This window comes from Leifsonia sp. NPDC058194 (assembly GCF_042883605.1).
GTDB lineage: Bacteria > Actinomycetota > Actinomycetes > Actinomycetales > Microbacteriaceae > Leifsonia.
On record NZ_JBHVVL010000005.1, the window covers coordinates 91788 to 114928 of the forward strand.

Here is a 23141-nt window from a genome sequence, read left to right on the forward strand (position 1 = left end):
CGGGACCCGTCGTCAGGACGACGGGGTGAAGCGGATGTCGACCCAGTAGTTGTGGGCGACCACCTGATCCGGGAAGCCGGTCGAGTACGAGTACGCGCCGCCGTTCGCCGGGATCGTCAGCGCCCCGCTCGTGACCGGCGACGCGAGCCCGCCGACGGTCACGGCGTACGTGGACGCTGTGGTGTGGTACGAGGCGCGGTACTCGACACCGGATTGGATGGCCACCGGGGTCGCGAACGTCACCTCCTGCCAGCCGCTCGCGGTCTCGGCCGTGTAGTTGGCCGTCGCGAGCACCTGACCCGTCGCGCTCCACAGCGTGGCCGTGTGCGTTCCGGAGTCGCCTGCACCCTTGTAGAAGCGGATGCCGGAGATCGTCCCGGCCTTCGACGAGCTGAAGCGCACGCCGAGCTGGACGGGGCTCCCGTCCGGCCAGGTGGTGGAGGCCGGCACCGAGGCGTCGGCGAAGAGGGTGGTCGAGGCCGGCGTGGTGGTGCCGCCGCCGGTGCTGCCGCCGGAGCCCGTGGAACCGCCGCCCGTCGAGCCGCCGCCGGTCGTGCCGCCGCTCGTGTCGGTCGAACCGCCTCCCGAGCCGCTCGACGCCGGGGCGAACACCACGTCGACGAAGTAGTTCGTCGCGTTGTACGTGTAGGTCGGGAACCCGCCGGCCGTCCCGTAGAAGTAGCGGCCGTTGCCGGTGGTCCCCGCGGTGAGCGGGCCGGCCGTCTTCGCGGTGGCGAAGTCGTTGGTCGTGTACGAGTAGTTGCCCTTCGGCGCGAGGTACGACACCACATAGGTGGTCCCGGCCGTGAGGGTCAGCGGCGTGCTCAGCTGGGCGGTCTGCCAGCCGCTCGCCGTCTCGTTCGCGAACGTGACGGTGGCGAGCCGGTTGCCGTTGGCATCCCAGATCGACCCGGTGTGCGTGCCGGTGTTCGTCGCCCCCTTGTAGAAGCGGATGGCGGTCACGGTCCCGGCCTGCGAGCTGGAGAACGACATCCCGAGCTCGACGGCGGAGGAGTCGTCGGTCGCGGCCAGGGTGGCGGGCGTGCTGCTGCCGAAGAACGAGTACGTCGTCGGCTGCGCGGCCGAGGCCGTCGTGAACGACCAGGTCTGGGTCGGCAGCGCGGCGCCGTCCGTCGAGGTGACGCCGGAGACGCTCACCGAGATCGTCGCGCCGGCGGGCAGTGCTGCGCTCGGCGTGAAGGTCAGGGTCTTGGCGTCGGCCGAGAGCACTGTGGTGCCGGCGATCGCGGTCGAGCCGTTCGTCACCGTCACGGTCGCCCCCGGGTTGATGGCCGCCGAGAGCGTGATCGCGATCGGGCTGCTGGTCGGGATCCCGGTCGCGCCGTTCGCCGGCGACTGCGAGCTCACGGCGATGGAGGGGGCCTGCTTGGTGAAGACGACGTCGACCAGGTAGTTCGCGGTGGAGCTGCTGGCCGGGAAGCCGGTCGGGTAGGTGTAGGCGCCCGCGTTCGTCCCGGCGGTGAGGGGGCTGCGCGAGATCCCGGCGCCGCTGAAGTCGCCCGGCGTCACCGAGTAGGTGCCGGTCGGCGAGTTGTAGGCGGCGACGTAGGTCGTGCCGGCCGCGATGGTCACCGGGGTCGAGAACGTCACCGTCTGCCAGCCGGAGGTCGACTCGCCGCTGAAGGTCGCGCTCGCCAGGAGCCCGCCGGCCGCCGTGTAGAGGTAGCCGGTGTGCGTGCCGGTGTTGCCTGCGCTCTTGTAGAACTTGACGCCCGAGACGGTGCCGGCGACCGAGCTCTGGAACTTCACGCCCAGGGTGACGGGGCTGTCCGTCACCTGCAGGATGCTCGGGGTGGTCGAGTCGGTGAACAGGCCGCACGGGCAGGTGCCGGGCGCCGGGTCCGGTTTCACCGTGGTGAAGCTCCAGGTGCCCCCGCTCGAGAGCGCCAGCCCGCCGGTGTCCTTGGCGGTCACCGCGACCGAGTACTGCACGAAGCCGTTCAGTGCGGCGGAGGGGGTGAAGGTCGCGGTGCGGGTGGCCGAGGCGTACGAGACCGTGCCGGCGACCGGGTTGCCGAGCTGGTCCTTCACGGTGAACGCGATGGTGGAGGCCGTGACCGGCTTCGAGAACACCGCTCCGATGGTCGACGAGGTGGGCACGCTCGAGGAGCCCGGGAGCGGGAACTGCCCGCTCGCCGTCAGCGGCGAGCTGTCGGTGGTCGTGAAGACGGCATCCACCCAGTAGTTGGCGGAGTCGTAGCTCGACGTCGGGAACTGCCCGGGCGCCGTCGAGTACACACCCGCGCCGGCGGCGCCGAATCCACCCGCGACGGTCAGTGGCCCCGCCGTGATGCCGCGGTAGTAGAAGGACTCGTTCGTGGCCGAATAGTGGCCGCTCGGCGCGGTGTACGACACCACGTAGGTGGTGCCGGAGGCGACGGCGACCGCAGGGCTGAAGTTCGCGGTCTGCCAGCCGCTCGCCGTCTCGTTCTGGAAGGTCACGGTCGCGAGCCGGGTGCCGGCGGCGGTCCACAGCGAGCCGGTGTGGGTTCCGGTGTTGGTGGTGGCCTTGTAGAAGCGCACGCCTGAGACGAAGCCGTCCTGGTTCGGCGTGAACTGCAGACCGGCCTCGATCGGTGTCGGGTCGCCCGCGTCGGCCGTGGCCGGGGCGGACGTCCCGAAGACCGTGTACGGCCCGGTGACGGTGAACGCGCGGCTGGCGGGCGTCGCGGCGAAGTTGCCGCTGTCGTCCATCGCCCGCACCTTGATCGTCTGCGATCCCGAGCCCTGCTGCGTGTAGGTGTACGTCCAGCTCGTCGTTCCGGTCGCCGCGTGGTAGCTCGTGCCGCCGTCGGTCGAGACCTCGACGCCTGCGACGACGCCGCCGACGTCGCTCGCGGTCCCGGTGAGGGTGACGCTCGCGCCGTTGGCGATGGATGCTCCGGCCACCGGGGTGGAGATGGCGACCGTCGGCGGGGTCGTGTCGGTGGACTTCGTCGCGGCGACGAGACCGGTCATCAGGGTCCCGGGTTGTGCGTTCATGTCGGCGAGGAGGTTGACCTGCGCCTGCTGCATCCGCACGTCGGCGGGGGCGCCGTCGCCGTCGTGCTCCTGGTCGAGCCCCCACGACCACTGGATGGTCCCGGCCGAGAACACGAGGGCTCCGCTGGCGGCGCGGTACAGGGTGACGTGGTGGGTGGTGGTGCCGGGCACGACCGTGTTGCCGTAGTCGGTGAGGTACTGCGGCACCGGCCCCACGGTGGTGGACAGCTGCACGAGCCCCGACGGCCGGAACCCGTTGTCGACGTCTTCGTCCGACTCGTAGCCGATGGTGTGCGGGGCGAGCGCGGTCGTCGCGCCGGCCGCCATGCCGGAGAGCCCGGTGTTGCGCCAGAGCCTCGTCTTGCCCTGCGCTGCGGTCACGGTGATCGCGAGGTCACTGAAGTTCGACATGTACTGCGTGCCGGTCAAGCCGTTCTCGGGCATCCCGGCGCCGTTGGCCTGGGAGGCGAATCTCGGATCCCGCCAGGTGCCGGTCCATTCGGCCGTCGGGTCGATCTTCTTGTCGGCCCAGGTCTCCTTGTACGACACGAGCGTGCGGTACGCAGTCGGGGTGCCGGCGACGGAGTTCTCGTAGCGCGTGTGCCAGTACATCTCGTTGCCCGAGAGGAACTGCAGGTTGACCCCGGCGTCGCGCGCGGCGAGCACGTTGGCGCGCTGGTTCGCCGACCAGTACTCGTCGTGGCCGACGGAGAGGAAGACCTTGTGGTTCTTCAGGAGCGACCCGTAGCGGTCGGTGTCGACGCCGGCCATGTACGCGACGTTGTAGCCGTTCTTCTCGAGGAACCGGACCTCCGGGTACTCGTTGGCGAAGTAGAAGTCGCGCCCGCTGTTGTCGCCACGGGTGACCACGGGGCGGTTGTAGCTGATCTTGTAGGCGCGGCCGTTGGCGGCGCCCTGGTAGAAGTCGGACCCGCCGTAGGTGTTGTAGGCCTGCCAGGTCGGGTCGGAGGTCTGGAAGAGCACCGGCGCGGTCGAGGAGTCGTTGCGCACGATGAAGGTGATCTGGCTCTTGCCGCCGGTGTCGGTGCGGGTCAGGAGAGCGATGTAGACGCCCGAGACCACGTCGGTCGGCACGGTCCAGGAGGCCGACTGGGCCCAGTTGCCGCAGTCGTACAGCTCGGTCGTGGCGTCGGTGACGCATTGCGGCTGGGTCTGCGGCAGGGTCGCGGAGGGCGTCACGTCGGCGATCTTGCGGGCACCGAGTCCCTGGTAGTAGCCGGTGCGGAAGATCTGGATGCTGTACGCGCGGGCGTTCGTGTCGATCTTGAAGCCGATGGTGCCGCCGACGTTGACGCTGATGTCGGTGGAGAACCCCTGGATGCTGGGGTCGCCCGCTCCGCTGATGTCCCAGACGGAGGGGTCGGTCCCGGCGAGCGCGTTCTCGCAGACGATCGGGTTGGCCGCGGTGCCGCAGCCGTTGGCCGCTCGGGCGGCCTGTCCTGCGGCGATCGCGATCCAGGCGACCAGCACGACGACCATCGCCGCCGCGACGGCGGTGAGTGGGGACACGCGCCGGCCCTGACGCATCCCGCGCAACCACATAGACTGAGCTTTACTCACATCTGAGAGATTGTCACATTTTCGGGAAGACTGCGCACCCCCCAACGGGGGACGACCGTCCATCCACCGACGCGGTACGATCGCAGCATAACTGACTATTCCTCGTTTATGGAGGTCGGTTGGTCTCTGCAGGCACAGGCACGGAAGGGGAACCGTGGACATCCGCACGGTGAGCGGGGCCGTCATCGTCCCGGCGCACGACGAGGAGTCGGTGATCGCCCGAACCCTCGAGAAGCTGCGGCCGGTCGCCGCGAGCGGCACGGTCGACGTGCTGGTCGTCTGCAACGGCTGCTCCGATGCCACCGCCGACGTCGCCCGTCGGTACCCCGGTGTCACCGTGATCGAGATCGAGACCGCGTCGAAGGTCGCGGCGATGAACGTCGGCGACCGGGCGACCGCGCGCTGGCCGCGCCTCTACCTCGACGCGGACATCCAGATCGAGCCGGAGGCCGTGGCCGCCGTGCTCCACGAGCTCGCACGCGAGGGCGGAGCACTGGCCGCCCGCCCCGCCTCGGTGGAGGACGTGCACGACGCGACCTTCCCCGTCCGCGCCTACTACCGCGCCCGCGCGCGCATCCCCGAGACCGGCGTACGGCTCTGGGGCGCCGGCGGCTACGCCGTCTCGGAGGCCGGGCACGCCCGCTTCGAGCGCTTCCCGGACATCGTGAACGACGACTCCTGGATCCACAACCTCTTCACCGACGACGAGAAGGCCGTGCTCGACACCCCGCCGATGCTGGTGCGGGTTCCGCGCACCACGAAGGCGCTCCTCGCCGTGATCACCCGTCACCGTCGCGGCCAGCTCGACCTCGGCGTGTCGCTGGGCGAGCAGTCGTCCCAGCGCGCCCGCGCCATCCTGCACAGCGCGAAGGGCCCCCGCAGCGCCGTCGACGCCTTCTGCTACGCCGCCCTCACCCAGATCTCCCGCATGCGCTCGCGCCGCGCCGACGCCGCCCAGTGGTCGCGCGACCCCAGCACCCGCGAGCCCGCGCCCACCCGCTGACCCGCGCCGCGCTCCCCTGGCAACCGGGCAACCCCGGAGACGTGCTCCGTCAGACGACGCGGAGGCCGCCCACGAGGACCAGCTCGCGAGGGGGCGCGATCACCAGTGCCTCCGGCACGTTCTGGGCGTGCACGAGCACGATGTCGGCCGGCGCTCCCGGCACCAGGTCGTGCACCGGCCGGCCGACGAACCCGGCCGCGTCGCTCGTCGCGAGCCGCACGACATCGGTCAGCTCCTCGTCGCGCCGGGCGCCCGAGAGCTGGGCCAGCCGGGTCGCGAGGCGCAGCATGTCGCCGTCCCCGTACGGCCCCCAGAGGTCGCGGATGCCGTCCGTCCCCAGCCCGACGGGCACACCGGCCGCGCGCAGCTCGGCGAGAGGGAGCCGGGAGGCGTTGATCGGGGCGACGGTCGTGATCGAGACCCCCGCCTCCCGCAGCTCCTCGACGAGCGCCCGCTGCCGGGCGGCGGGAAGGTCGCCGATCGCGAACCCGTGGGCCACGTTGACGCGCCCGGCCAGGCCGAGGGCGCGCGTGCGCTCGAGGATCAGCTCGTACTCGAACGCGCCCAGCTCGCCGCCTTCGTGCAGGTGGATGTCGAGGCCGACGCCACGGCGGTCGGCGATCTCGAACAGCGCGTCCAGCTGACCGACCGGGTCGCGGTCGATCAGGGCCGGGTCGAGGCCGCCGATGTGGTCGGCGCCCTCCGCGGCGGCACGGTCGAGCAGCTCCAGGACGCCGGGCCGGCGCAGCACGCCGTCCTGCGGGAAGGCGACGATCTCGAGCGCGACCGGCACACCGAGCGCGGCGACGGCCTCCCGCACCACGGAGATCCCCCGCAACCCGACGCCGAGGTCCACGTCGACATGCGACCGGAACGCGGTCGTGCCCTGCGCGACCAGCGCCTGCAGCAGCTGCAGCGTGCTGTCCGGGCTCGGGATGCCCAGCTCGTCGCGGTGCGCGCGCTCATGGGCGATGCGCCCCTGCGTCGTCGCCTCGCCGCCGTAGGGCACCCACTCGCGCCCCCACCAGCTCTTGTCGAGGTGGGCGTGCGCGTTGATCAGGCCGGGGAGGGCGAGCAGCCCGCGCCCGTCGATCGTCTCGCCGGGCGCGGCCTCCGGGCGGGCCGGGCGGGCCGGGCGGGCCGGGCGGCCCGGGTCGTGCGGCTCGACCGCGGCGATCGTCCCGCGCTCGATCAGGATGTCGGCCGCAGGCCCACCCCAGGGGCGCACGTTCGTCAGCAGCACCACGGCCTCCTCCGTACTCCGCTCGCTCATCGGTCCGCGAACCGATCGGTCGCCTCGATGAGGGCGTCGAGGATGCCCGGCTCGTCGAACGAGTGCCCGGCATCCGGGATCATCCGCAGGTCGGCCTCCGGCCAGGCCCGGTGCAGGTCCCATGCCGTCATCGGCGGGGTGCACGTGTCGTAGCGGCCCTGCACGATGACGCCCGGGATGTCGGCGAGGAGGTGCGCGTCGCGGATCAGCTGGCCCTCTTCGAACCAGCCGCCGTGCGTGAAGTAGTGGTTCTCGATGCGGGCGAACGCGACCGCGTACTCCGGCTCGGTGAACGTCGCCACCAGCTCCGGGCGCGGGAGGAGCGTGATCGTCGACGACTCCCAGCGCGACCACGCCACCGCGGCGGGGCCGTGGACGGCCGGGTCCGGGTCGGCGAGAAGCCGGCTGTAGGCGCGGATGAGGTGCCCGCGCTCCTCCACCGGCACCGGCTCCAGGAACCCTTCCCACAGATCGGGGAACAGCGCCGCCGCACCGCCCTCGTAGAACCAGTCGAGCTCGGCGGCGCGCAGTGTGAAGATTCCGCGCAGCACCAGCTCCGTCACCCGGTCCGGGTGCGTCTGCGCGTACGCGAGGGCCAGCGTGCTGCCCCAGGACCCGCCGAACACCTGCCACTTCTCGACGCCCAGCTCGTCGCGGAGCCGTTCGATGTCGGCGACGAGGTGCCAGGTCGTGTTGAGCGACAGGTCCGCCTCGGGCTCGCTGGCGTGCGGGAGGCTCTTGCCGCAGCCCCGCTGGTCGAAGAGCACGATGCGGTACTTCGCGGGATCGAACAGGCGCCGGTGCGTCGGCGTCGTGCCACCTCCCGGGCCGCCGTGCAGGAACACGACCGGCTTGCCCTCGGGGTTGCCGCTCGCCTCCCAGTACAGCTGCTGTCCGTCGCCGACGTCCAGCATGCCGGTCTCGTACGGCTCGATCTCGGGGTACAGAGTTCGCATGCTGTCGAGGCTACCGGTCGGTCAGAGCCGCGCCGCGGAGACGGAGAACGTGTCGCACGCCTGCGCACCCTGCTGATAGCCGGTGGTGAACCAGCGCTGGCGCTGTGCCGCCGAGCCGTGCGTCCAGCCCTCCGGATCGACGCGCCCCGTCGACGCCTGCTGGATGCGGTCGTCGCCGACCGCGGCCGCCGCGCTCAGGGCGTCCCGGATCTGCGCGGTGGTGATCGGCTGCAGGAAGGCGACGCCGTTCTCGTCCGTCGTCGTCGAGGCGGCGGCCGCCCACGACCCCGCGAAGCAGTCGGCCTGCAGCTCCAGCCGCACACTGTCGGACGACGGTCCGGTCGCGCGGCTCGTGTGCTGCGCCATGATCCCGCCGATGTTCTGGATGTGGTGCCCCCACTCGTGCGCGACCACGTACATCTCGGCCAGCGGCCCACCGCTCGACCCGAAGCGCGACCGCAGCTCGTCGTAGAAGCCGGTGTCGACGTAGATGGTGCGATCGGCCGGGCAGTAGAACGGCCCCGTCGCGCTCGACGCGGACCCGCATCCCGTGCTCGTCCCTCCGGTGAAGAGCACGAAGTCGGGTGACGAGTACCGCCCGCCGAGCGCGGGCAGCTCGGTCGTCCAGTACGCCTCCAGCGACGCCGCCGCCCCCTTCATCCGGCAGTCGACGTTCGCGTTGGCATCCGCGCCCGTGCGGCAGTCCTGCAGCTCGGCCCCGGTGCCGATCTGCTCCGTCCCGGTCGTGCCGCCGCCGAGGAGCCCCGTGACATCCACCCCGAGCAGCTGGGCGATCAGGAAGATCGCCACCGCCCCGATCCCGAGACCACCCGCGGCGATCCCCGCCGTGCGCCCCCGGCGCTTGACCTTGCCCCCGCTGATGTCCGCGTCCGGATTGAACGTCATGCCGCACACCGTACCCGCGGAGGGCAGGTCGTGACTATTCACGGGATCCGGCCTGAGGAGGGGAGGGCCTGCGGGCTAGGCTCGCAGCATGAGCACCTCCCCCGTCACCGTGACCATCACCGGGGCCGGCGGCCAGATCGGCTACGCCCTGCTGTTCCGCATCGCCTCCGGCCAGCTGCTCGGGGCGGACGTGCCCGTGCGGGTGCGGCTGCTCGAGATCCCGGCCGGGCGGTCCGCCGCCGAGGGCACGGCCCTCGAACTGCAGGACGGCGCCTTCCCGCTGCTGCACTCGGTCGACGTCACGGAGGACGCGAACGCCGCCTTCGACGGGGCGAACATCGCATTGCTCGTCGGTGCTCGGCCGCGCGGCCCCGGGATGGAGCGGGCCGATCTGCTGGAGGCCAACGGCGCGATCTTCGGCCCGCAGGGCGCCGCGATCAACGCGGGCGCAGCCGACGACATCCGGGTGCTCGTCGTCGGCAACCCCGCGAACACGAACGCCCTCATCGCGAGCGCCCACGCACCGGATGTGCCTGCCGAGCGCTTCACGGCGATGACCCGCCTGGACCACAACCGTGCCGTCGCCCAGCTGGCGGCGAAGCTCGACGTCCCGGTCTCCGCCATCGAACGCGTCATCGTGTGGGGCAACCATTCCGCCAGCCAGTACCCGGATCTCAGCCACGCGACCGTCGGCGGCCGCCCCGCCACCGAGCTGGTCGACGAGCGCTGGCTCGCCGACGAGTACATCCCGCGGGTGGCGAAGCGCGGCGCCGAGATCATCCAGGTGCGCGGCTCCTCCAGTGCGGCCTCGGCGGCGAGCGCCGCGATCGACCACGTGCACGACTGGGTGAACGGCACCGGCGACCGCTGGACCTCCGCCGCGATCGTCTCCGACGGCAGCTACGGCGTCCCCACCGGGCTCATCTCGTCGTTCCCGGTGCGCTCGGTCGACGGCGAATGGCGCATCGTCGAGGGCCTGGAGATCGACGCCTTCTCCCGCGAGCGCATCGACGCCTCCGTCGCCGAGCTCGTCGAGGAGCGCGACGCGGTGCGGGCTCTGGGGCTGCTCTAGCCGTTCACCCCGCCGCGCGCGCGGACGTCGCGGAAGCTCCGCCGGATCGTAGGAGGCGGAGGCGATCGTCGGTGATGAGCTCGACCGGAAGAACGCTGCGCCGACCGTCCCGCAGACGAACGACGATCAGCCTCCCGCGGCGTGTGACATCACGGACCTGCGTGTACGCGATCGTCGTCTGAGATCCCCATCCCGAAACGACGAACACCGCCTCGCCGAAGCCGACGGCGAGCGTCCTCCCGCCGATGGTTCTGCGGCAATGGTTCCGCAACGTGATGTAGAAGACGAAAGGGAGTGCCACCACCAGAAGCGTGGCGGCCACGACCACCGGGCCCGCGGAGTCGCGGAGAAGCCCCACCCCGGCGGCGGCAGCCAGGACGCAGAGCAGCACGAGCGCCGCGAGCGGACCGCGCGACCAGAGCCGGAACTGATACCAGGCGACTCTGCGCACCATCGCCTCGTCGATCACGATGTCGCTCTGCAACTCCACCCGCTCCACGCGGCCATCCTAGGCGCCGCCGTTCGCGAGGCGCCATCGCGGTGTTGCGGCCTTGCCCGCGCATTCATGTGACACGACACGCCGCCTCTCCGAGTGGAGAGACGGCGTGTCGCGACAACTCGTTCGCGCGGCGCGCTGCGCTCAGCGCTTCTTCTGGCTCTTCTCCTGGGCGGGGAGGGTGCCGGCCGCACGGTGCTCGGCGAAGTACGCGCGGGCCTCGGCCTGCCGCTCGCCCTCGGCGCCGGTCGCGATCTTGGCGCGCACCAGTTCCGGGCCGTAGCCGAACGCGTCGACGAGGTCGACGGCGTGCGGGCGGATGCGGGTCAGCAGACGGTCGATGTAGGCCGTGACGGCCTGTGCTCGCTGCGGCGACAGACGGCCGTGGATCAGGTACCAGGCCAGGTGCTTCTCGATCAGCCCGAAGCCGAAGAGGTCGCGCAGCCACGTGAGCACCTGCTTGGTGCCGGCGTCGGGGGCCTGCTCGAGCGCCTCGGTGAACGCCTCCCACTGCAGCAGCTCGCCGTGGGCGCGCGCGGCCTCGATGAGCTCGTTCTGCTGCGAGTTGAAGAGCTCGGCCGCAGCCTTCTTGCTGAGCTTGGACGCGGGACGCAGTCGCCCGGCGATCTCGCCGATCATCGTCTCCACCCGGTCGGTGAGCAGTTCCCGCTGCGAGGCGGACTCCTGCAGCCAGTTGACCGAGCGCGCCGTCGAACCGAAGTCGCGCACCGTCTGGGCCACGCTTCGCAGCCCGCTGCCGTGGTAGGCGCGATCGGCCGCGTGGGTCACGACGTACCGTGCGAGGGCGCCGGCGTCGGCCTTGGCGAACTTGCGGCTGAAGTCGGTGAGCAGGCGCTTGGCGACCAGCTGCAGCAGCACGTTGTTGTCGCCCTCGAAGGTGACCCAGATGTCGAGGTCCTGGCGGAGGGAGGTGATGCGGTTCTCGGTGAGGAAGCCGGAGCCGCCGCACGCCTCCCGCGCCTCCTGCAGCGTGTCGAGGGCGTGCCAGGTGCTGAGCGGCTTGAGCGCGGCCGCGATGGTCTCGAGGTCCTGCCGGTCGTCGTCCGTCGCGGCCGCACCGCTGAAGACGTCGTCGAACTTGTGCAGGAACACCTCGTGGGCGAAGCTCGCCGCGTAGGTGGTGGCGAGCAGCGGGAGCAGGCGGCGCTGGTGGCGCTGGTAGTCGAGCAGCACCTCCTCGTCCGTGTCGCTGCCGGCGGTGAACTGCCGGCGCTCGTCGGCGTAGGTCAGGGCGATCTTCAGGCCGATCTTCGACGCGATCGTGGCCGAGCCGTCGAGCGAGACACGGCCCTGCACCAGCGTCCCGAGCATGGTGAAGAAGCGGCGGCCGGGGCTCTGGATGGGCGACGTGTACGCGCCGTCCTCGGCCACGTCTCCGTAGCGGTTCAGGAGGTCCGTGCGCGGGATGCGGACGCCGGTGAAGTGCAGACGGCCGTTGTCGATGCCGTTGAGCCCGCCCTTCTGCCCGTCGTCCTCGCCGCCCACTCCGGGGAGGAACGCGCCGTCTGCGTCGCGGATCGGCACGTAGAAGGCGTGGACGCCGTGGTTCACGTTCTGCGTGATGAGCTGCGCGAACACGACGGCGGCGGTCGCGTCGACGGCGGCGTTGCCGAGGTAGTCCTTCCACGCGCCGCGGAAGGGGGTGTCGAGCACGAACTCCTGCGACTCCGGGTCGTAGGTGGCCGTGGTGGCGATGCTCGCGACGTCGGAGCCGTGCCCGGTCTCCGTCATCGCGAAGGCTCCGGGCACGTCGAGCGACATGATCGCCGGCAGGTACGTCTCGTGGTGCGGCGCCGTGCCGAGGTGCAGCACAGCCGCGCCGAAGAGGCCCCACTGCACGCCCGACTTGATCTGGAGCGACGGGTCGGCCGCGACGAGCTCCTCGAACGCGGCGATGTTGCCGCCGTGGTCGTCGGCACCGCCGACCGACTTCGGGAACGCCCGATGCACCTGCCCGTTCTCGACCAGCAGACCGAGCTGCCCGAAGACGCGCTTGCGGTGGTCGGCGACCGAGAGGCCCTCGATCTTCTGCATGTCGGGGCGGCCGGCGAGCTCTCGCGAGGCGAGACGGGCCTCCGCCCAGTCCCCCAGGAGCTGGCGCCCGAGAGCCTCGACGTCGACGCGCGGTGCGGCGCCGGCGGCGGGAGCCGGTGCGGGGCGGGATGCGGCGGAGTTTGAGGCGGCGGAGTCTGTGGCGGCGGAGTTTGCAGCGGGGACGCGCTCGGCGGTGTCAACCATGAGTTCCTCTTCGATTCTCTCGGGGTCGATGTCACGGTACGACTGCGCGCGGCCGGAGCGAAACGGGCGGTGCCCCGCCTACAAACGGCGGCGACGACGGCCGCGCGAGGGTTGTGGGATCCTCCAAAACGGAGGGCGTGCGCTTGGAGGATCCACAACCTCCTCTGCCCGAGCTACTTGAGGCTCACCGAGTTGGCTTGGTCGTTCATCGATCCGAGGCTGGACGCGCTGGACGCGAATCCGTAACTCGATCCGCTGTAGGAGGCCCCCGACCAGAGCTTGGTCGTGCATCCCGACGCGCTCGCGAACGAGCTGACCCGGCCGGACCACCCGACCGAGCTGAGCGGACCGAACTGATAGACGGTGCTCCCGTTGCACGCGCTCGAGTTCGTGATCTGGAAGTAGGCGCCGCCGTAGCCGGCGTCGTCGTAGAGCTTGACCTGGACGTACGTCGCGCGAGCGGCGGCCGGGACCGCTGCCCGGGACGCGGCGTCGACGGCCGGTGCCGGGCTCCCGGCGCCCGGGTCGGTCACGACGAGGTGCTGCTCCGCGAGCACCGCGGCGTCGAGGTCGTCCCCGGCATCGACGCACACGAGGGAGGCGGTCGCGAGGTCGTAGGAGCAGGATCGGGCGGCCGGCTCGGATGCCGCGGCGGCACCGCCTGCGGCGACGGGCGCGACGACGAGGGCCGCGGCGAGCGCGAGCGCGCCGCCGACGGCGAGGAGCAGGCCGCGCATCCGTACGCGCGGCGGGCGGGTGGATCGGGTGGTTCGGGTGGTTCGGGTGGATCGGGCGGATCGGGCGGATCGGGCGGATCGGGTCATGTCGGGTCCCCACGGGTGAACGGCGCCGGCGGGTTCCGGCGCTCCTCGATTCTCCCGACGCCCCACCTCCGTTTCGACGGTGTGCGCACGGATCCTGAGAGGATCGGCCGAGGAGGCACATTCCCTAGTCATGAGCGATCTCGCCAACGAGACCGACGCCGAGGGCGCGGCTGCGCCCGACGTGTCGGACGTCGCTCTGCTGCGCGACCTCGCCGATGGGAGCAAGAGCGCGTTCGCGCGACTCTACGACCGGCACAGCCGCGTGGTCTACGCCTACGCCGCCGCCCGCCTCCCGGCTCGTGACGACGTCGAGGAGATCAGCCAGGATGTCTTCGTCACCCTGTGGCGCAAGCGGGCGACGCTCACGATCATGGGCGAATCGGCCCTGCCGTGGCTGCTGGTCACCTGCCGCAACCTGATCCTCAACCGCCGGAGGGCGAACCAGGCGGCCGCGCGCCGCCGCACCGACCAGCCCGCCGACGACACGCTCGCCGACCGGGCGCCCGGGCCCGACGAGATGACCGAGCGCGCGCAGCTGCTCGCGCTCGTCGAGGCCGCCGCCGCGCGGCTGCCCGAACCGGACCGGACGGTCTTCGAGCTGTGCATCCGGGGGGATGCCAGCTACGAGGAGGCCGCCCTCGCCGCGGGAATCAGCACCGGAGCGGTGCGCAACCGGCTCAGCCGGCTGCGCGCACGGCTCCGGTCCGAACTCCAGACACTCAGGGGGACCGATGACTGACCGCAGTCTGCTCCCGGACGACTCCCGGTTCGAGGAGCTGAAGGGCCGCCTCCTCGACACCATCGCGGCCGACGACCGCCGACGCACGCGCCGACACCGCCTCGCCGCGATCGGGATCGCCGGAGCGCTCGTCGCCGGCACCACGGCGGGCGGGATCGCCATCGCACGCGCCAGCCAGGGACAGATCAACTACCTCGTCGACTGCTACGACGCGGCCGACCTCGGCTCGAGGCACGGCACCTCCGTCTACCTGCCGGGCGACCTCGATGAGAAGACGCCCACCCCGATCGACGAGCGCGTCGCGCTCGCGGAGGAGCAGTGCGCGGCCGGATGGCGCGCGGGCGACGGACGGAGCGCCTCGATGTCCGACGGCAAGGTCCATCCGGTGCCCCACCTCGAGACCTGCCAGCTGCCGGACGGACGGCTCGCGGTCTTCCCGTCGGAGGTCGCGCTGGCGGAGCTGTGCGCGAAGCTGGGCCTCTCCGTCCCGCGCGAATGACCGAACCGTGCGGCCGGACGCGCGGAAGGGGCGTCACTCGCCGGCATCGTCGATGCGATGCGGCGGGTGACGCCCCTTCCTTCTGCTGCCGGGACAGCCCGCGTCAGAACGACCCGTGCGTCACGCGGCGCGGCGGGCCTGACGGGGTGCCGCGCGCAGCACGTCGCGGGCGGTGACCCCGTCGCGCCCGGTGAGCACGCTGCCCGGGTCGAGCTGGGCGTCGCGCTCGATGCGCGCGCCGTTGCCGATCATGGCGTTCGCGCCGATCTTCGCATTGCTGCCGATCTTCACGTTGCTGCCGACCACGCTGCCCGCGCCGATGTGGACGTTCGCGCCCACGAACGTGCGGTCGCCGATCGTGGTGCCGCGGTCGATCCAGCTGCCGGCGCCGACGTAGGCGTCGAGTCCGACGCGGGCATCCGCCTCGATGTAGGCCGTCGGCTCGATGTACGCCGACTCGGCCACCCGTGCGGTCGGAGCCACCAGCCCCCGGCCGTTGGCGTGCCGCCGATACCTGATCACTGCGCCGGTCTCGTCCTCGAGCTCTTCGATCATCCGTGCCATCGTCTCCTCCTTCGAGATCGTCGCGTATCCGAACATCTGTACAACACGCGGGATGGCCAGAAGATTCCCTGATCGTCCCGCAGAACGGCCACCGTACGCCCGAGAACGCGGTGAGAACAGGGGATCAGATGGGAGACAGCAGGGAGCCGGGTCCCGATCCACTCGGAAACCCGGCTCCTCGAGCCGTTCGCCGACCTCAGTAGGCGAGCCCGTGGCCGAACCGGAACAGCGGGTCCGCAGTGTCGAACGGCACGTCGGGACGGTTGGCGCGCACGGCCTCCATCGACGACGGGAGGTCCATCGGCAGGCGGCCCTGCGGCTGCGCTTCGCCGAACAGGACGTCGAGCAGCGCCGCCTGGCTGGCTCCGAAGTCGGCGGAGATCGCGGCGACCTCCCCGGCGAACGGGGTGAGGATGGCGGGCCGGTCGAGGAACACCTGCACCACGGTCGGTACCGCGCGCGCGATGGCGAGGACCTCGTCCACCGTCTCCGGCGCGAAGTCGAGGGAGCCGGCGTGGAAGAAGTTCTCGAACATGGTGGCGCGCTGCTCGTAGGGCGCATGCAGGCGCACGAGCGCGGCGTCCGCCTCCGCCGGGGTGGCGACGACGGTCGCGAACCCGGCGACGACCTCGGGGTCGAAGCCGCTGACGTAGACCTTGGCGCCACGGGCGAGCGGCAGAACGCCGTCGTTGGCGAGCAGGGTGACGGATGCGCGCTGCGCCGCCTCACCGGCCGCGACGAACTCGGCGTTGCCGACCACGGCGGCGGCCCGGGCGGGGTCGACCGTCGGGGCGTCGAACAGGCCGAGCCGGAACTTCTCGCGCAAGAGGCGGCGCGCGGAAGCGTCGATGCGCTCCTCGGCGATCTCGCCCGAGCGGACCAGGTCGATCAGCAGCTCCGGGATGTGCTCGCCGCCGAACTGGTCGGCTCCGGCCTCGACGACCTTCTTCATCCGCTCCCGCGGGCTGAGGTGCTCGACGCCCCACGCCCGGGCCGGGAACGGCTGCCCGCCGATCTCGCCGTCGCTGATCAGTCCCCAGTCGGTGCACACGATGCCGTCGAACCTGAACCGCTCGCGCAGGAGCCCGGTGATGACCGACTTGTTGAAGCCGAAGCCGACCTCTTCGTATTCGGTGCCGACCGGCATGCCGTAGTACGGCATGATCTGGCTGGTGCCGGCCTCGAAGGCCGCCTCGAACGGCTTCAAGTGGGTCTCGAACTCGCCGCCGGGGTAGACCTGCTCGCGTCCGTAGGCGAAGTGCGGGTCCTCGCCGTCCTTCTGCGGGCCGCCGCCCGGGAAGTGCTTGGTCATCGTGGCGACCGAGTCGGGGCCGAGCTCGGGCCCCTGGAATCCGCGGATGTACGCCGCGCCGAGGCGCGAGGTGAGGTCGGGGTCCTCGCCGAAGGTCGCGACCTGGCGCGCCCAGCGCGGGTCCGTCGCGAGGTCGATCTGCGGGTGCAGCGCGACCCGGATGCCGACGGCCGTGTACTCCTGCCGGGCGATGTCGGCGAAGCGCTCCACGAGGCCTTCGTCGCCGATCGCCGCGAGCCCGAGGGTCTCGGGCCACTGCGAGAACGGGCCGGCCATGATCGCCGCCCCCGGGTTGTCGCTGAACGAGTGCCGCGGGTCCGTGGAGATGGTGACCGGGATGCCGAGGCGGGTGGAGGCCGCGACCTCCTGCAGCCGGTTGTGCCATTCGGCCATCTCCGCAGCCGAGCTGGCGGCGCCGAAGACGTTGAAGTGGTTCAGGTGCCCGTCGCGCACCATCCCGGTGGTGTCCGGGATGCCGAAGAGCGGGTTCTCGCCGGCGACCTCGCCGCCCTCCCCGATCGTGATCATGGTCTGGAAGAAGAGGCCGGCCTTCTCTTCCAGGGTCATCTGGCCGAGCAGGTTCTCGACGCGCTCGTCGATCGGCAGGGCGGGGTCGCGGAACGTCGGGTCGACGGCGGGGATGGTGTCGGTCATGCGCACTCCTTCGGGCGTGATGGGTCTGAGACGCATCATAAACCGAACAGTGCTTGGTTTTCCAGCCGGTGCTCTACGCTCCCGCGGCGACGACGTCGAGGAGGGCCTGGCCGTAGGCCTCGCGCTTCTTGGCACCGATGCCGCTGATTCCGTCGAGGTCGCCCAGGGTCGCCGGGCGGGCGGAGGCGACTGCCCGCAGCGTCGCGTCGCCGAAGACGATGTACGCCGGCACCCCCTGCGACTTCGCCTCGCCGGCGCGCCACGACCGCAGCGCCTCGAAGAGCGGCAGGTCGCCCGCGGCGACGTCGGCCGGTGCCGAGCTGCGGGACGACCGGCTCGCCCTCTCGGGACGGTCGGGCTCTCGGCGCAGGACGACCGGGCGCTCCCCCGCCAGCACGGCCGGGCTCTCCGGAGTGAGCACGAGCACGCCGTACTCGCCTTCGGGCTTCAGCAGTTCTTGGGCGATGAGCTGTCGCACGACACCGCGCCACTGGCTTTCGGAGAGGTCGGCGCCGATGCCCCAGGTGGCCAGTGCGTCGTGGCCGTACTGGTCGACGCGTGGAGTGCGCTTGCCGCGCAGGATGTCGACCAGGTGGCCGGCGCCGAACCGCTGGTTGCGCTCGCGCGACAGCCGCACGACGGTGGAGAGCAGCTTCTGGGCGGGCACGGTGCCGTCCCAGCTCTCCGGCGGCGTGAGGCACGTGTCACAGTTGCCGCAGGGCTCGGAGCGCTGGCCGAAGTAGCCGAGGAGGTTCACCCGGCGGCACTGCACCGTCTCGCACAGGGCGAGCATCGCATCGAGGTGCTGGGTGAGACGGCGGCGGTGGGCGAGGTCGCCCGGGGAGTCGTCGATCATGCGGCGCTGCTGCACGACATCCTGCAGCCCGTAGGCCAGCCACGCGGTCGAGGGGAGGCCGTCGCGGCCCGCGCGACCGGTCTCCTGGTAGTAGCCCTCGACCGACTTCGGCAGATCGATGTGGGCGACGAAGCGCACGTCGGGCTTGTCGATGCCCATGCCGAACGCGATGGTCGCGACGACGATCACGCCCTCCTCTCGGAGGAACCGGGCCTGTGTCCGCGCGCGAAGGCCCGCGTCGAGACCGGCGTGGTAGGGCAGAGCGGTCAGGCCGCGGGCGGAGAGGAACTCGGCCACGCGCTCCACCGAGTTGCGGGACAGCGCGTAGACGATGCCGGCGTCGCCCGGGTGCTCGACGGTGATGAAGTCGAGCAGCTGCTTGCGCACCTCGACCTTGGGCACGATGCGGTACTGGATGTTCGGACGGTCGAAGTCGGCCACGAAGTGCTCGGCCTGCTCCAGGTGCAGTCGCGAGGTGATCTCCCGATGCGTCGCATCGGTGGCGGTCGCGGTGAGCGCGATGCGCGGGACACCGGGCCAGCGGTCGGCGAGCTCGGAGAGCGCGAGGTAGTCGGGGCGGAAGTCGTGGCCCCACTGCGAGACGCAGTGGGCTTCGTCGATCGCGAAGAGGGCGATGCGGCCGCGCTCCAGGAAGCGCTTGGTCGCCTCGGACGACAGCCGCTCGGGTGCGACGTACAGGATGTCGAGCTCGCCCGAGAGATAGGCCCGCTCGACGTCCGCGCGCTGCTGGGCGTCCTGTGTGGAGTTGAGGAAGGCGGCGCGCACGCCGACGGCGGTCAAGGCATCCACCTGATCCTGCATCAGGGCGATGAGCGGCGAGACCACCACGCCGGTGCCCTCGCGCACCAGGGAGGGGATCTGGTAGCAGAGGCTCTTGCCACCGCCGGTCGGCATGAGCACGACCGCGTCGCCGCCTCCGACGACCTGATCGATGATCTGCGCCTGCTGGCCGCGGAAGCTGTCGTAGCCGAACACCGTGCGGAGTGCGTCCGCCGCCGTCGCGAACCGGGGCGGCGTCACCGCGGGCGGCCGGGAGGCGGTGGCCACGTTCGCGACCGGGCCACGCCCTCCCGCAGCCGGGAACGGCGCGTCGTCGTACGGCGCATCGGCGTACGGGTCGTCGCCGAAGTCGGGCAGCGGCGGTTCGTCCTCCAATGGAGGCGCGTCGCGTTCGTCCGGCACCCAGGCGTTCCAGCTCATCCCTCGATCGTAACGACGACTCCTGACCGTCGGCCCCGTCGACCGGAAGCTGTGGATGCTCGCCACCCTCCACAGGCCTCCGATACGATCACCGCATGCGCCGCCTCATCGTCACCGAGTTCATGTCGCTCGACGGTGTCGTCGAGGCGCCGGGCGGCGAGCGCACCCACCCCCACGGCGGCTGGACGTTCCCGTTCGCGACGGACGCGCTGCAGGCCGCCAAGCTGCAGGAGGTGCGCGATGCCGGCTCGCTCCTGCTCGGCCGGCGCACCTACGAGCAGTTCGCGGAGGCCTGGCCGCCGCGCGAGGGCGAGTTCGCCGACATCATGAACGGCCTGCCGAAGACCGTCGTCACCTCGCGCGACGAGCCGCTCGAGTGGAACGCGACCCGGTTGCAGGCGGGCGCCGACGGCGGTGTGCGCGCCGCGGTCGCCGCTCTCAAGGGCACCGAGGGCGGCGACCTGCTCGTCGCCGGCAGCGCCTCGCTCGTCCGCGCGCTCGTCGTCTGGGGTCTCGTCGACGAGCTGCGCCTGCTCGTCTACCCGGTGCTGCTCGGCGGCGGCCGCCGCATCTTCCCCGACGACCGCGAGAAGTGGACGTTCGAGCTCGCCGAGCTCGAACGCTACGACAGCGGCGCGGTCCTCCACGTCTACCGCTTGGCCCGGAGCTGATGCCGGCCGTCGTGCTCGGCCTCGTCAGCGCGCTCGTCTACGGTTCGGCCGACTTCGTCGGCGGGGTCGCAGCGCGCCGCATCGGGGCCCTCCGGGTGACCGCGGTCGGCGCCGTGAGCGGGCTGGCCCTGCTCGTCCTGGCCCTCCCGCTGGTCGGCGGCGCGTGGAGCCCGGCGGCGCTCGGATGGGGCGCCCTCTCCGGTGTCGTCGGCTCGATCGCCGTCTTCCTGCTCTACGCGTGCCTCGCGATCGGGCCGATGAGCATCCTGTCGCCCCTGACCGCCGTCGTCTCGGCGGTGGTGCCGCTGACCTGGGGGCTGATCGGCGGGGACCGGTTCGCACCGATCGGCTACGTCGCCCTCGGCGTCGCGCTGGTCGCCGTCGTCCTCGTGGGTTTCGTGCCCGAGCGCGGTGCGGTGCGGCCGAGCGGCAAGGCCCTGCTGATGGCCGTCGGCGCGGGCGTGTTCATCGGCGCGTTCCTCATCCTCCTCGACCAGACGCCCGCCGATTCCGGAGTCGTGCCGCTCCTCGCGAACCGCGCCGTCAACGGGGCGATCATGTGGAGCGTCGTCGGTCTCGCCGTGCTGCGCGCCCGGACTCGTCCCGGAGGGGACCGCTTCACCCCCGCGGGCGCCGGTCTCGCCGCGGGCAGCGGCGCTCTCGACGCGGCGGCCAACGTCCTCATCCTCATTGGCCTGCGGGCCGGCGACCTGGCGACCATGTCGGTCCTCGTCGCGCTCTACCCCGCCGGCACCATCCTGCTCGCCGCGATCGTGCTGCGGGAGCGCATCGCCCCGGTGCAGTGGATCGGCCTGGCCCTGGCTGTCGGAGCGGCGGGGATGCTCGCAGCCGCCTGAGCACGCGGCGACGACCCGCGACGTCCTGGCCACTTCCGGCTTTCCCATAGGGGCCCACACGGATGCTTCCGGATCCTCGCGGCCGCTAGGGTGCTTGATGTGTTCGATGATGCTGATGCCGCCATCGCCCGCGTCGAGGCGGACATTCGCCTGGCGCAGGAGCGTGCCGAACGATTGCCCTCTCTGGTCTCCGCCGCGGCCGCGATCCGCGGCACCGCCACCTCGCGTCGCCGCGATCTCGCAGTCGAGGTCGACCAGTCCGGCGGGCTCGTCGATCTGCGGATCACCGACGCAGCGCTGGATCTCGGCTCGGCGCGCCTGTCGAGCGAGCTCCTCGCTCTGATCGCCGAGGCCAAGGCCGACGCCCAACGCCAGATTCTGGCCGCAGCGACCGAGCTGCTCGGCGAAGACGATCCCGCCGTCGCCACTCTACGCGCCGCGACTGCCGCCGCGGCGGAGCCGGCCGACGGGTCGGAGCACGCGCAGTGACCGGCCGCATTGCGATGGACGCGGACCTGCTGCGCTATCAGGCCACGCAGGTCGACGCCATCGCGTCAGACGTCGCGGAGGCCTCCTCGGCCGCACGCACACTGAACCTCGGCGGTGGCGCATTCGGTGTTCTCTGCAGCTTTCTCGTCCCGCCGGCGCAGCTCGTGAGCGCGGCCGCGATACAGCTGCTCCACGAGTCGGAGGCGCTCCTCCACCGCACGGGCACCCAGTTGCGATCGGTCGCGATGGACGTCGAGGACCGTGAGGCCGACCTCGTGCGGCAGCTGCGCACGATCGAACGCGGACTGGACCGCTGAGCGTGGCGAACCCGCTCGTCGCCTCCACCGTCGACACAGCGACACCGTTCTCGGGTGCCTTCCTGATCGAAGACGGCCAGAGCATCGTCAATGCCATCCAGTCCGGGGACTGGGTCGAGGGCGGGATGGCCGCGTTCTCCGCCGTGCTCGACACTGCCGCCGCGATCATCGATCCGATCGGCACGCTCATCGCCAACGGGCTCGGCTGGGTGCTCGACCACATCGAGCCTCTCAAAGGCTGGCTGAACGACATCACGGGGAGCGCCGGCGAGGTCGCCGCGTTCGCCCAGACCTGGGAGAACATCTCCGGGCGGATGCACGCCTCCGGCGACTCGTTCCTTCGCCGCACCGACGACCTCGACGACCTTTCCGGCGCCACGATCGACGCATATCTGGCGTTCGCCGCCGACGGTGCGAAACACCTCCACGCCACGGGCGACTGGGCATCCGCGATTTCGAGCGGCCTGCGCATGGCGTCGACGCTGGTGCAGATCGTCCACGACCTCGTCCGTGACGCCATCTCGCAGGTCGTCGGCACGGCCATCTCGGCCGCGACCGAGATGGTCCTCACGGTCGGCCTGGCGACGCCGTTCGTCATCGGCCAAGTGGGCACGAAAGTCGCCTCCCTCGCGAGCCGCGTCGGTCGCACCGTCACCCGCCTGCTCTCCTCCTTCAAGTCGCTCTCCCGCGTGATCGACACTCTGAAGGACCTCTTCTCGCGTGGCGCCGGACTCCTGAGCGGAATGCTCCACGGCGAGCGCGGAGGCGCGGCCGCGGCGCGCTCGGACGGGCTCCCGGGCACGGCCGGCCGCGAGAACCCGCTCTCTCAGGAGACTCGGGATCGAATCACCGCGATCGACAAGGGCTCACGCCCGGATCCATCGACCTACCTGTCACCGGAGTACGTCGACCAGCACCTCCACCGCTTCGACGACGGCGCGACCCGGTTCATGACCCAGTCGAACCTCGACAAGTACGGCATCGCGCAGCGCGACGGCACGGCCTTCGTCATGCCGAAGAGCGAGGTGGATGCGCTGATCCGCCAGACCGGCGGGGACCCGCGAGCGATGGAGCAGGCACTCGGCCTTCCGGACGGCTTCTTCGACCAGGGCGCGGTGCGGGTCGACGTTCCGGCGCCGGGAAGCCAGGGCCTGCGGGTGCCGTCGGGCAACGAGGCCGGGGCGAACGACCAGTGGATCCCCGGCGGTATCCTGCCAGGAGGATTCTCTGAGGGCGTCGTCGACGCCGGGGGTCTGCGCCCTGACCAGTACGGAGTCTCGACGCTCGGCGGACGGAAGGACCACCCATGAACCCTCGCGATGAATTCGTCTCGCGCACGGAGCGCTTCTCCCTCGGAGTCGACGCGGACTCCGGCGAGCGCTACGCCTCCTTCCCGGTGAGCAACGGCGTCGTCGACTACGAGGAGTACTACCGGCTCACCGCAGAGCAGTACGCCCGGTTCCTCGCCGACCCCACCGCTGCGCTGGCGTTCGTCGAGGAATGCCGCCGCCACGAGCACGACGACCTCCTCCTGCAGCAGCCCGGCTGGAACCGGGGCACCCCGGTCTAGGCGGCCCGATCCGGCCCGG

The 23141-nt window shown here is 71.4% G+C and carries 20 protein-coding genes; 10 read left to right on the top strand and 10 right to left on the bottom strand.

Annotation, left to right across the window (positions count from 1 at the left end; genetic code table 11):
- Positions 1–12 precede the first annotated feature (12 nt).
- Positions 13–4533, bottom strand: a complete 4521-nt coding sequence (locus ACFVU2_RS17760) for a DUF4082 domain-containing protein (protein ID WP_387877061.1) — start codon at positions 4531–4533, stop codon at positions 13–15.
- A 205-nt stretch (positions 4534–4738) separates the two neighbouring features.
- On the opposite strand from ACFVU2_RS17760, the gene ACFVU2_RS17765 reads away from it, so the two are divergent.
- Positions 4739–5587, top strand: coding sequence for a glycosyltransferase family 2 protein (locus ACFVU2_RS17765; protein ID WP_387877064.1), 849 nt, complete (start codon positions 4739–4741; stop codon positions 5585–5587).
- A 49-nt stretch (positions 5588–5636) separates the two neighbouring features.
- Here ACFVU2_RS17765 and ACFVU2_RS17770 read toward each other — a convergent pair whose 3' ends face one another.
- The 3 genes from ACFVU2_RS17770 to ACFVU2_RS17780 are packed head-to-tail and all read right to left on the bottom strand — an operon-like array spanning position 5637 to position 8722.
- Positions 5637–6860 (bottom strand): amidohydrolase, encoded by a 1224-nt coding sequence (locus ACFVU2_RS17770; protein ID WP_387877067.1) that lies wholly within the window; start codon positions 6858–6860, stop codon positions 5637–5639.
- On the bottom strand, positions 6857–7816 hold the full coding sequence (gene pip, locus ACFVU2_RS17775; RefSeq protein ID WP_387877069.1) for a prolyl aminopeptidase: 960 nt from the start codon (positions 7814–7816) through the stop codon (positions 6857–6859). Before pip ends, ACFVU2_RS17770 begins: the two co-directional genes overlap by 4 nt.
- Before the next feature lie 21 nt (positions 7817–7837).
- On the bottom strand, positions 7838–8722 hold the full coding sequence (locus ACFVU2_RS17780) for a neutral zinc metallopeptidase (RefSeq protein ID WP_387877071.1): 885 nt from the start codon (positions 8720–8722) through the stop codon (positions 7838–7840).
- Between the two features lie 88 nt (positions 8723–8810).
- Here ACFVU2_RS17780 and ACFVU2_RS17785 point away from each other — a divergent pair, with 88 nt between their 5' ends.
- A complete protein-coding gene (locus tag ACFVU2_RS17785; protein WP_387877072.1) occupies positions 8811–9794 on the top strand; it encodes a malate dehydrogenase in 984 nt (327 codons plus the stop codon).
- A 4-nt stretch (positions 9795–9798) separates the two neighbouring features.
- On the opposite strand, the gene ACFVU2_RS17790 is transcribed toward ACFVU2_RS17785, so the two are convergent.
- The 3 genes from ACFVU2_RS17790 to ACFVU2_RS17800 form a co-directional block, all read right to left on the bottom strand.
- On the bottom strand, positions 9799–10293 hold the full coding sequence (locus ACFVU2_RS17790) for a hypothetical protein (RefSeq protein WP_387877075.1): 495 nt from the start codon (positions 10291–10293) through the stop codon (positions 9799–9801).
- A 141-nt stretch (positions 10294–10434) separates the two neighbouring features.
- Positions 10435–12549 carry an acyl-CoA dehydrogenase gene (locus ACFVU2_RS17795; RefSeq protein ID WP_387877078.1) on the bottom strand — a complete coding sequence of 705 codons (2115 nt, stop codon included), beginning with the start codon at positions 12547–12549 and terminating at the stop codon, positions 10435–10437.
- 173 nt (positions 12550–12722) lie between these two features.
- Positions 12723–13286, bottom strand: a complete 564-nt coding sequence (locus tag ACFVU2_RS17800) for a hypothetical protein (protein WP_387877080.1) — start codon at positions 13284–13286, stop codon at positions 12723–12725.
- 217 nt (positions 13287–13503) lie between these two features.
- Between ACFVU2_RS17800 and ACFVU2_RS17805 the strand changes: the two genes are divergently transcribed.
- Positions 13504–14112, top strand: coding sequence for an RNA polymerase sigma factor (locus ACFVU2_RS17805; RefSeq protein WP_387877083.1), 609 nt, complete (start codon positions 13504–13506; stop codon positions 14110–14112).
- The gene (locus ACFVU2_RS17810; RefSeq protein ID WP_387877086.1) at positions 14105–14611 is read left to right on the top strand and encodes a hypothetical protein; all 507 of its coding nucleotides are present in this window, start codon (positions 14105–14107) and stop codon (positions 14609–14611) included. The genes ACFVU2_RS17805 and ACFVU2_RS17810 overlap by 8 nt, the downstream gene beginning before the upstream one ends.
- Positions 14612–14731: 120 nt before the next feature.
- Here ACFVU2_RS17810 and ACFVU2_RS17815 read toward each other — a convergent pair whose 3' ends face one another.
- From ACFVU2_RS17815 to recQ, 3 genes are all read right to left on the bottom strand, one after another.
- On the bottom strand, positions 14732–15175 hold the full coding sequence (locus ACFVU2_RS17815; protein ID WP_387877088.1) for a DapH/DapD/GlmU-related protein: 444 nt from the start codon (positions 15173–15175) through the stop codon (positions 14732–14734).
- A 196-nt stretch (positions 15176–15371) separates the two neighbouring features.
- Positions 15372–17141, bottom strand: coding sequence for a glycoside hydrolase family 3 protein (locus tag ACFVU2_RS17820; RefSeq protein WP_387877091.1), 1770 nt, complete (start codon positions 17139–17141; stop codon positions 15372–15374).
- A gap of 73 nt (positions 17142–17214) precedes the next feature.
- Positions 17215–19218, bottom strand: coding sequence for a DNA helicase RecQ (recQ, locus tag ACFVU2_RS17825; RefSeq protein ID WP_387877093.1), 2004 nt, complete (start codon positions 19216–19218; stop codon positions 17215–17217).
- 95 nt (positions 19219–19313) lie between these two features.
- On the opposite strand from recQ, the gene ACFVU2_RS17830 reads away from it, so the two are divergent.
- The 6 genes from ACFVU2_RS17830 (at position 19314) to ACFVU2_RS17855 (ending at position 23122) form a co-directional block, all read left to right on the top strand.
- A complete protein-coding gene (locus tag ACFVU2_RS17830) occupies positions 19314–19889 on the top strand; it encodes a dihydrofolate reductase family protein (protein WP_387877096.1) in 576 nt (191 codons plus the stop codon).
- Positions 19889–20746, top strand: coding sequence for an EamA family transporter (locus tag ACFVU2_RS17835; protein WP_387877098.1), 858 nt, complete (start codon positions 19889–19891; stop codon positions 20744–20746). The genes ACFVU2_RS17830 and ACFVU2_RS17835 overlap by 1 nt, the downstream gene beginning before the upstream one ends.
- 99 nt (positions 20747–20845) lie before the next feature.
- Positions 20846–21235, top strand: coding sequence for a hypothetical protein (locus ACFVU2_RS17840; protein WP_387877100.1), 390 nt, complete (start codon positions 20846–20848; stop codon positions 21233–21235).
- Positions 21232–21552 carry a hypothetical protein gene (locus ACFVU2_RS17845; protein ID WP_387877103.1) on the top strand — a complete coding sequence of 107 codons (321 nt, stop codon included), beginning with the start codon at positions 21232–21234 and terminating at the stop codon, positions 21550–21552. The genes ACFVU2_RS17840 and ACFVU2_RS17845 overlap by 4 nt, the downstream gene beginning before the upstream one ends.
- 2 nt (positions 21553–21554) lie before the next feature.
- On the top strand, positions 21555–22862 hold the full coding sequence (locus ACFVU2_RS17850; protein WP_387877104.1) for a hypothetical protein: 1308 nt from the start codon (positions 21555–21557) through the stop codon (positions 22860–22862).
- The gene (locus tag ACFVU2_RS17855) at positions 22859–23122 is read left to right on the top strand and encodes a hypothetical protein (RefSeq protein ID WP_387877106.1); all 264 of its coding nucleotides are present in this window, start codon (positions 22859–22861) and stop codon (positions 23120–23122) included. The genes ACFVU2_RS17850 and ACFVU2_RS17855 overlap by 4 nt, the downstream gene beginning before the upstream one ends.
- Positions 23123–23141 lie beyond the last annotated feature (19 nt).

Bases quoted from the DNA above. Each gene is read 5' to 3' on its own strand.
- ACFVU2_RS17770 (WP_387877067.1), bottom strand. From the start codon at position 6,860: ATGAGCGAGCGGAGTACGGAGGAGGCCGTGGTGCTGCTGACGAACGTG.
- pip (WP_387877069.1), bottom strand. From the start codon at position 7,816: ATGCGAACTCTGTACCCCGAGATCGAGCCGTACGAGACCGGCATGCTG.
- ACFVU2_RS17780 (WP_387877071.1), bottom strand. From the start codon at position 8,722: ATGACGTTCAATCCGGACGCGGACATCAGCGGGGGCAAGGTCAAGCGC.
- ACFVU2_RS17785 (WP_387877072.1), top strand. From the start codon at position 8,811: ATGAGCACCTCCCCCGTCACCGTGACCATCACCGGGGCCGGCGGCCAG.
- ACFVU2_RS17795 (WP_387877078.1), bottom strand. From the start codon at position 12,549: ATGGTTGACACCGCCGAGCGCGTCCCCGCTGCAAACTCCGCCGCCACA.
- ACFVU2_RS17800 (WP_387877080.1), bottom strand. From the start codon at position 13,286: ATGCGCGGCCTGCTCCTCGCCGTCGGCGGCGCGCTCGCGCTCGCCGCG.
- ACFVU2_RS17805 (WP_387877083.1), top strand. From the start codon at position 13,504: ATGAGCGATCTCGCCAACGAGACCGACGCCGAGGGCGCGGCTGCGCCC.
- ACFVU2_RS17810 (WP_387877086.1), top strand. From the start codon at position 14,105: ATGACTGACCGCAGTCTGCTCCCGGACGACTCCCGGTTCGAGGAGCTG.
- ACFVU2_RS17815 (WP_387877088.1), bottom strand. From the start codon at position 15,175: ATGGCACGGATGATCGAAGAGCTCGAGGACGAGACCGGCGCAGTGATC.
- ACFVU2_RS17820 (WP_387877091.1), bottom strand. From the start codon at position 17,141: ATGACCGACACCATCCCCGCCGTCGACCCGACGTTCCGCGACCCCGCC.
- recQ (WP_387877093.1), bottom strand. From the start codon at position 19,218: ATGAGCTGGAACGCCTGGGTGCCGGACGAACGCGACGCGCCTCCATTG.
- ACFVU2_RS17830 (WP_387877096.1), top strand. From the start codon at position 19,314: ATGCGCCGCCTCATCGTCACCGAGTTCATGTCGCTCGACGGTGTCGTC.
- ACFVU2_RS17835 (WP_387877098.1), top strand. From the start codon at position 19,889: ATGCCGGCCGTCGTGCTCGGCCTCGTCAGCGCGCTCGTCTACGGTTCG.
- ACFVU2_RS17855 (WP_387877106.1), top strand. From the start codon at position 22,859: ATGAACCCTCGCGATGAATTCGTCTCGCGCACGGAGCGCTTCTCCCTC.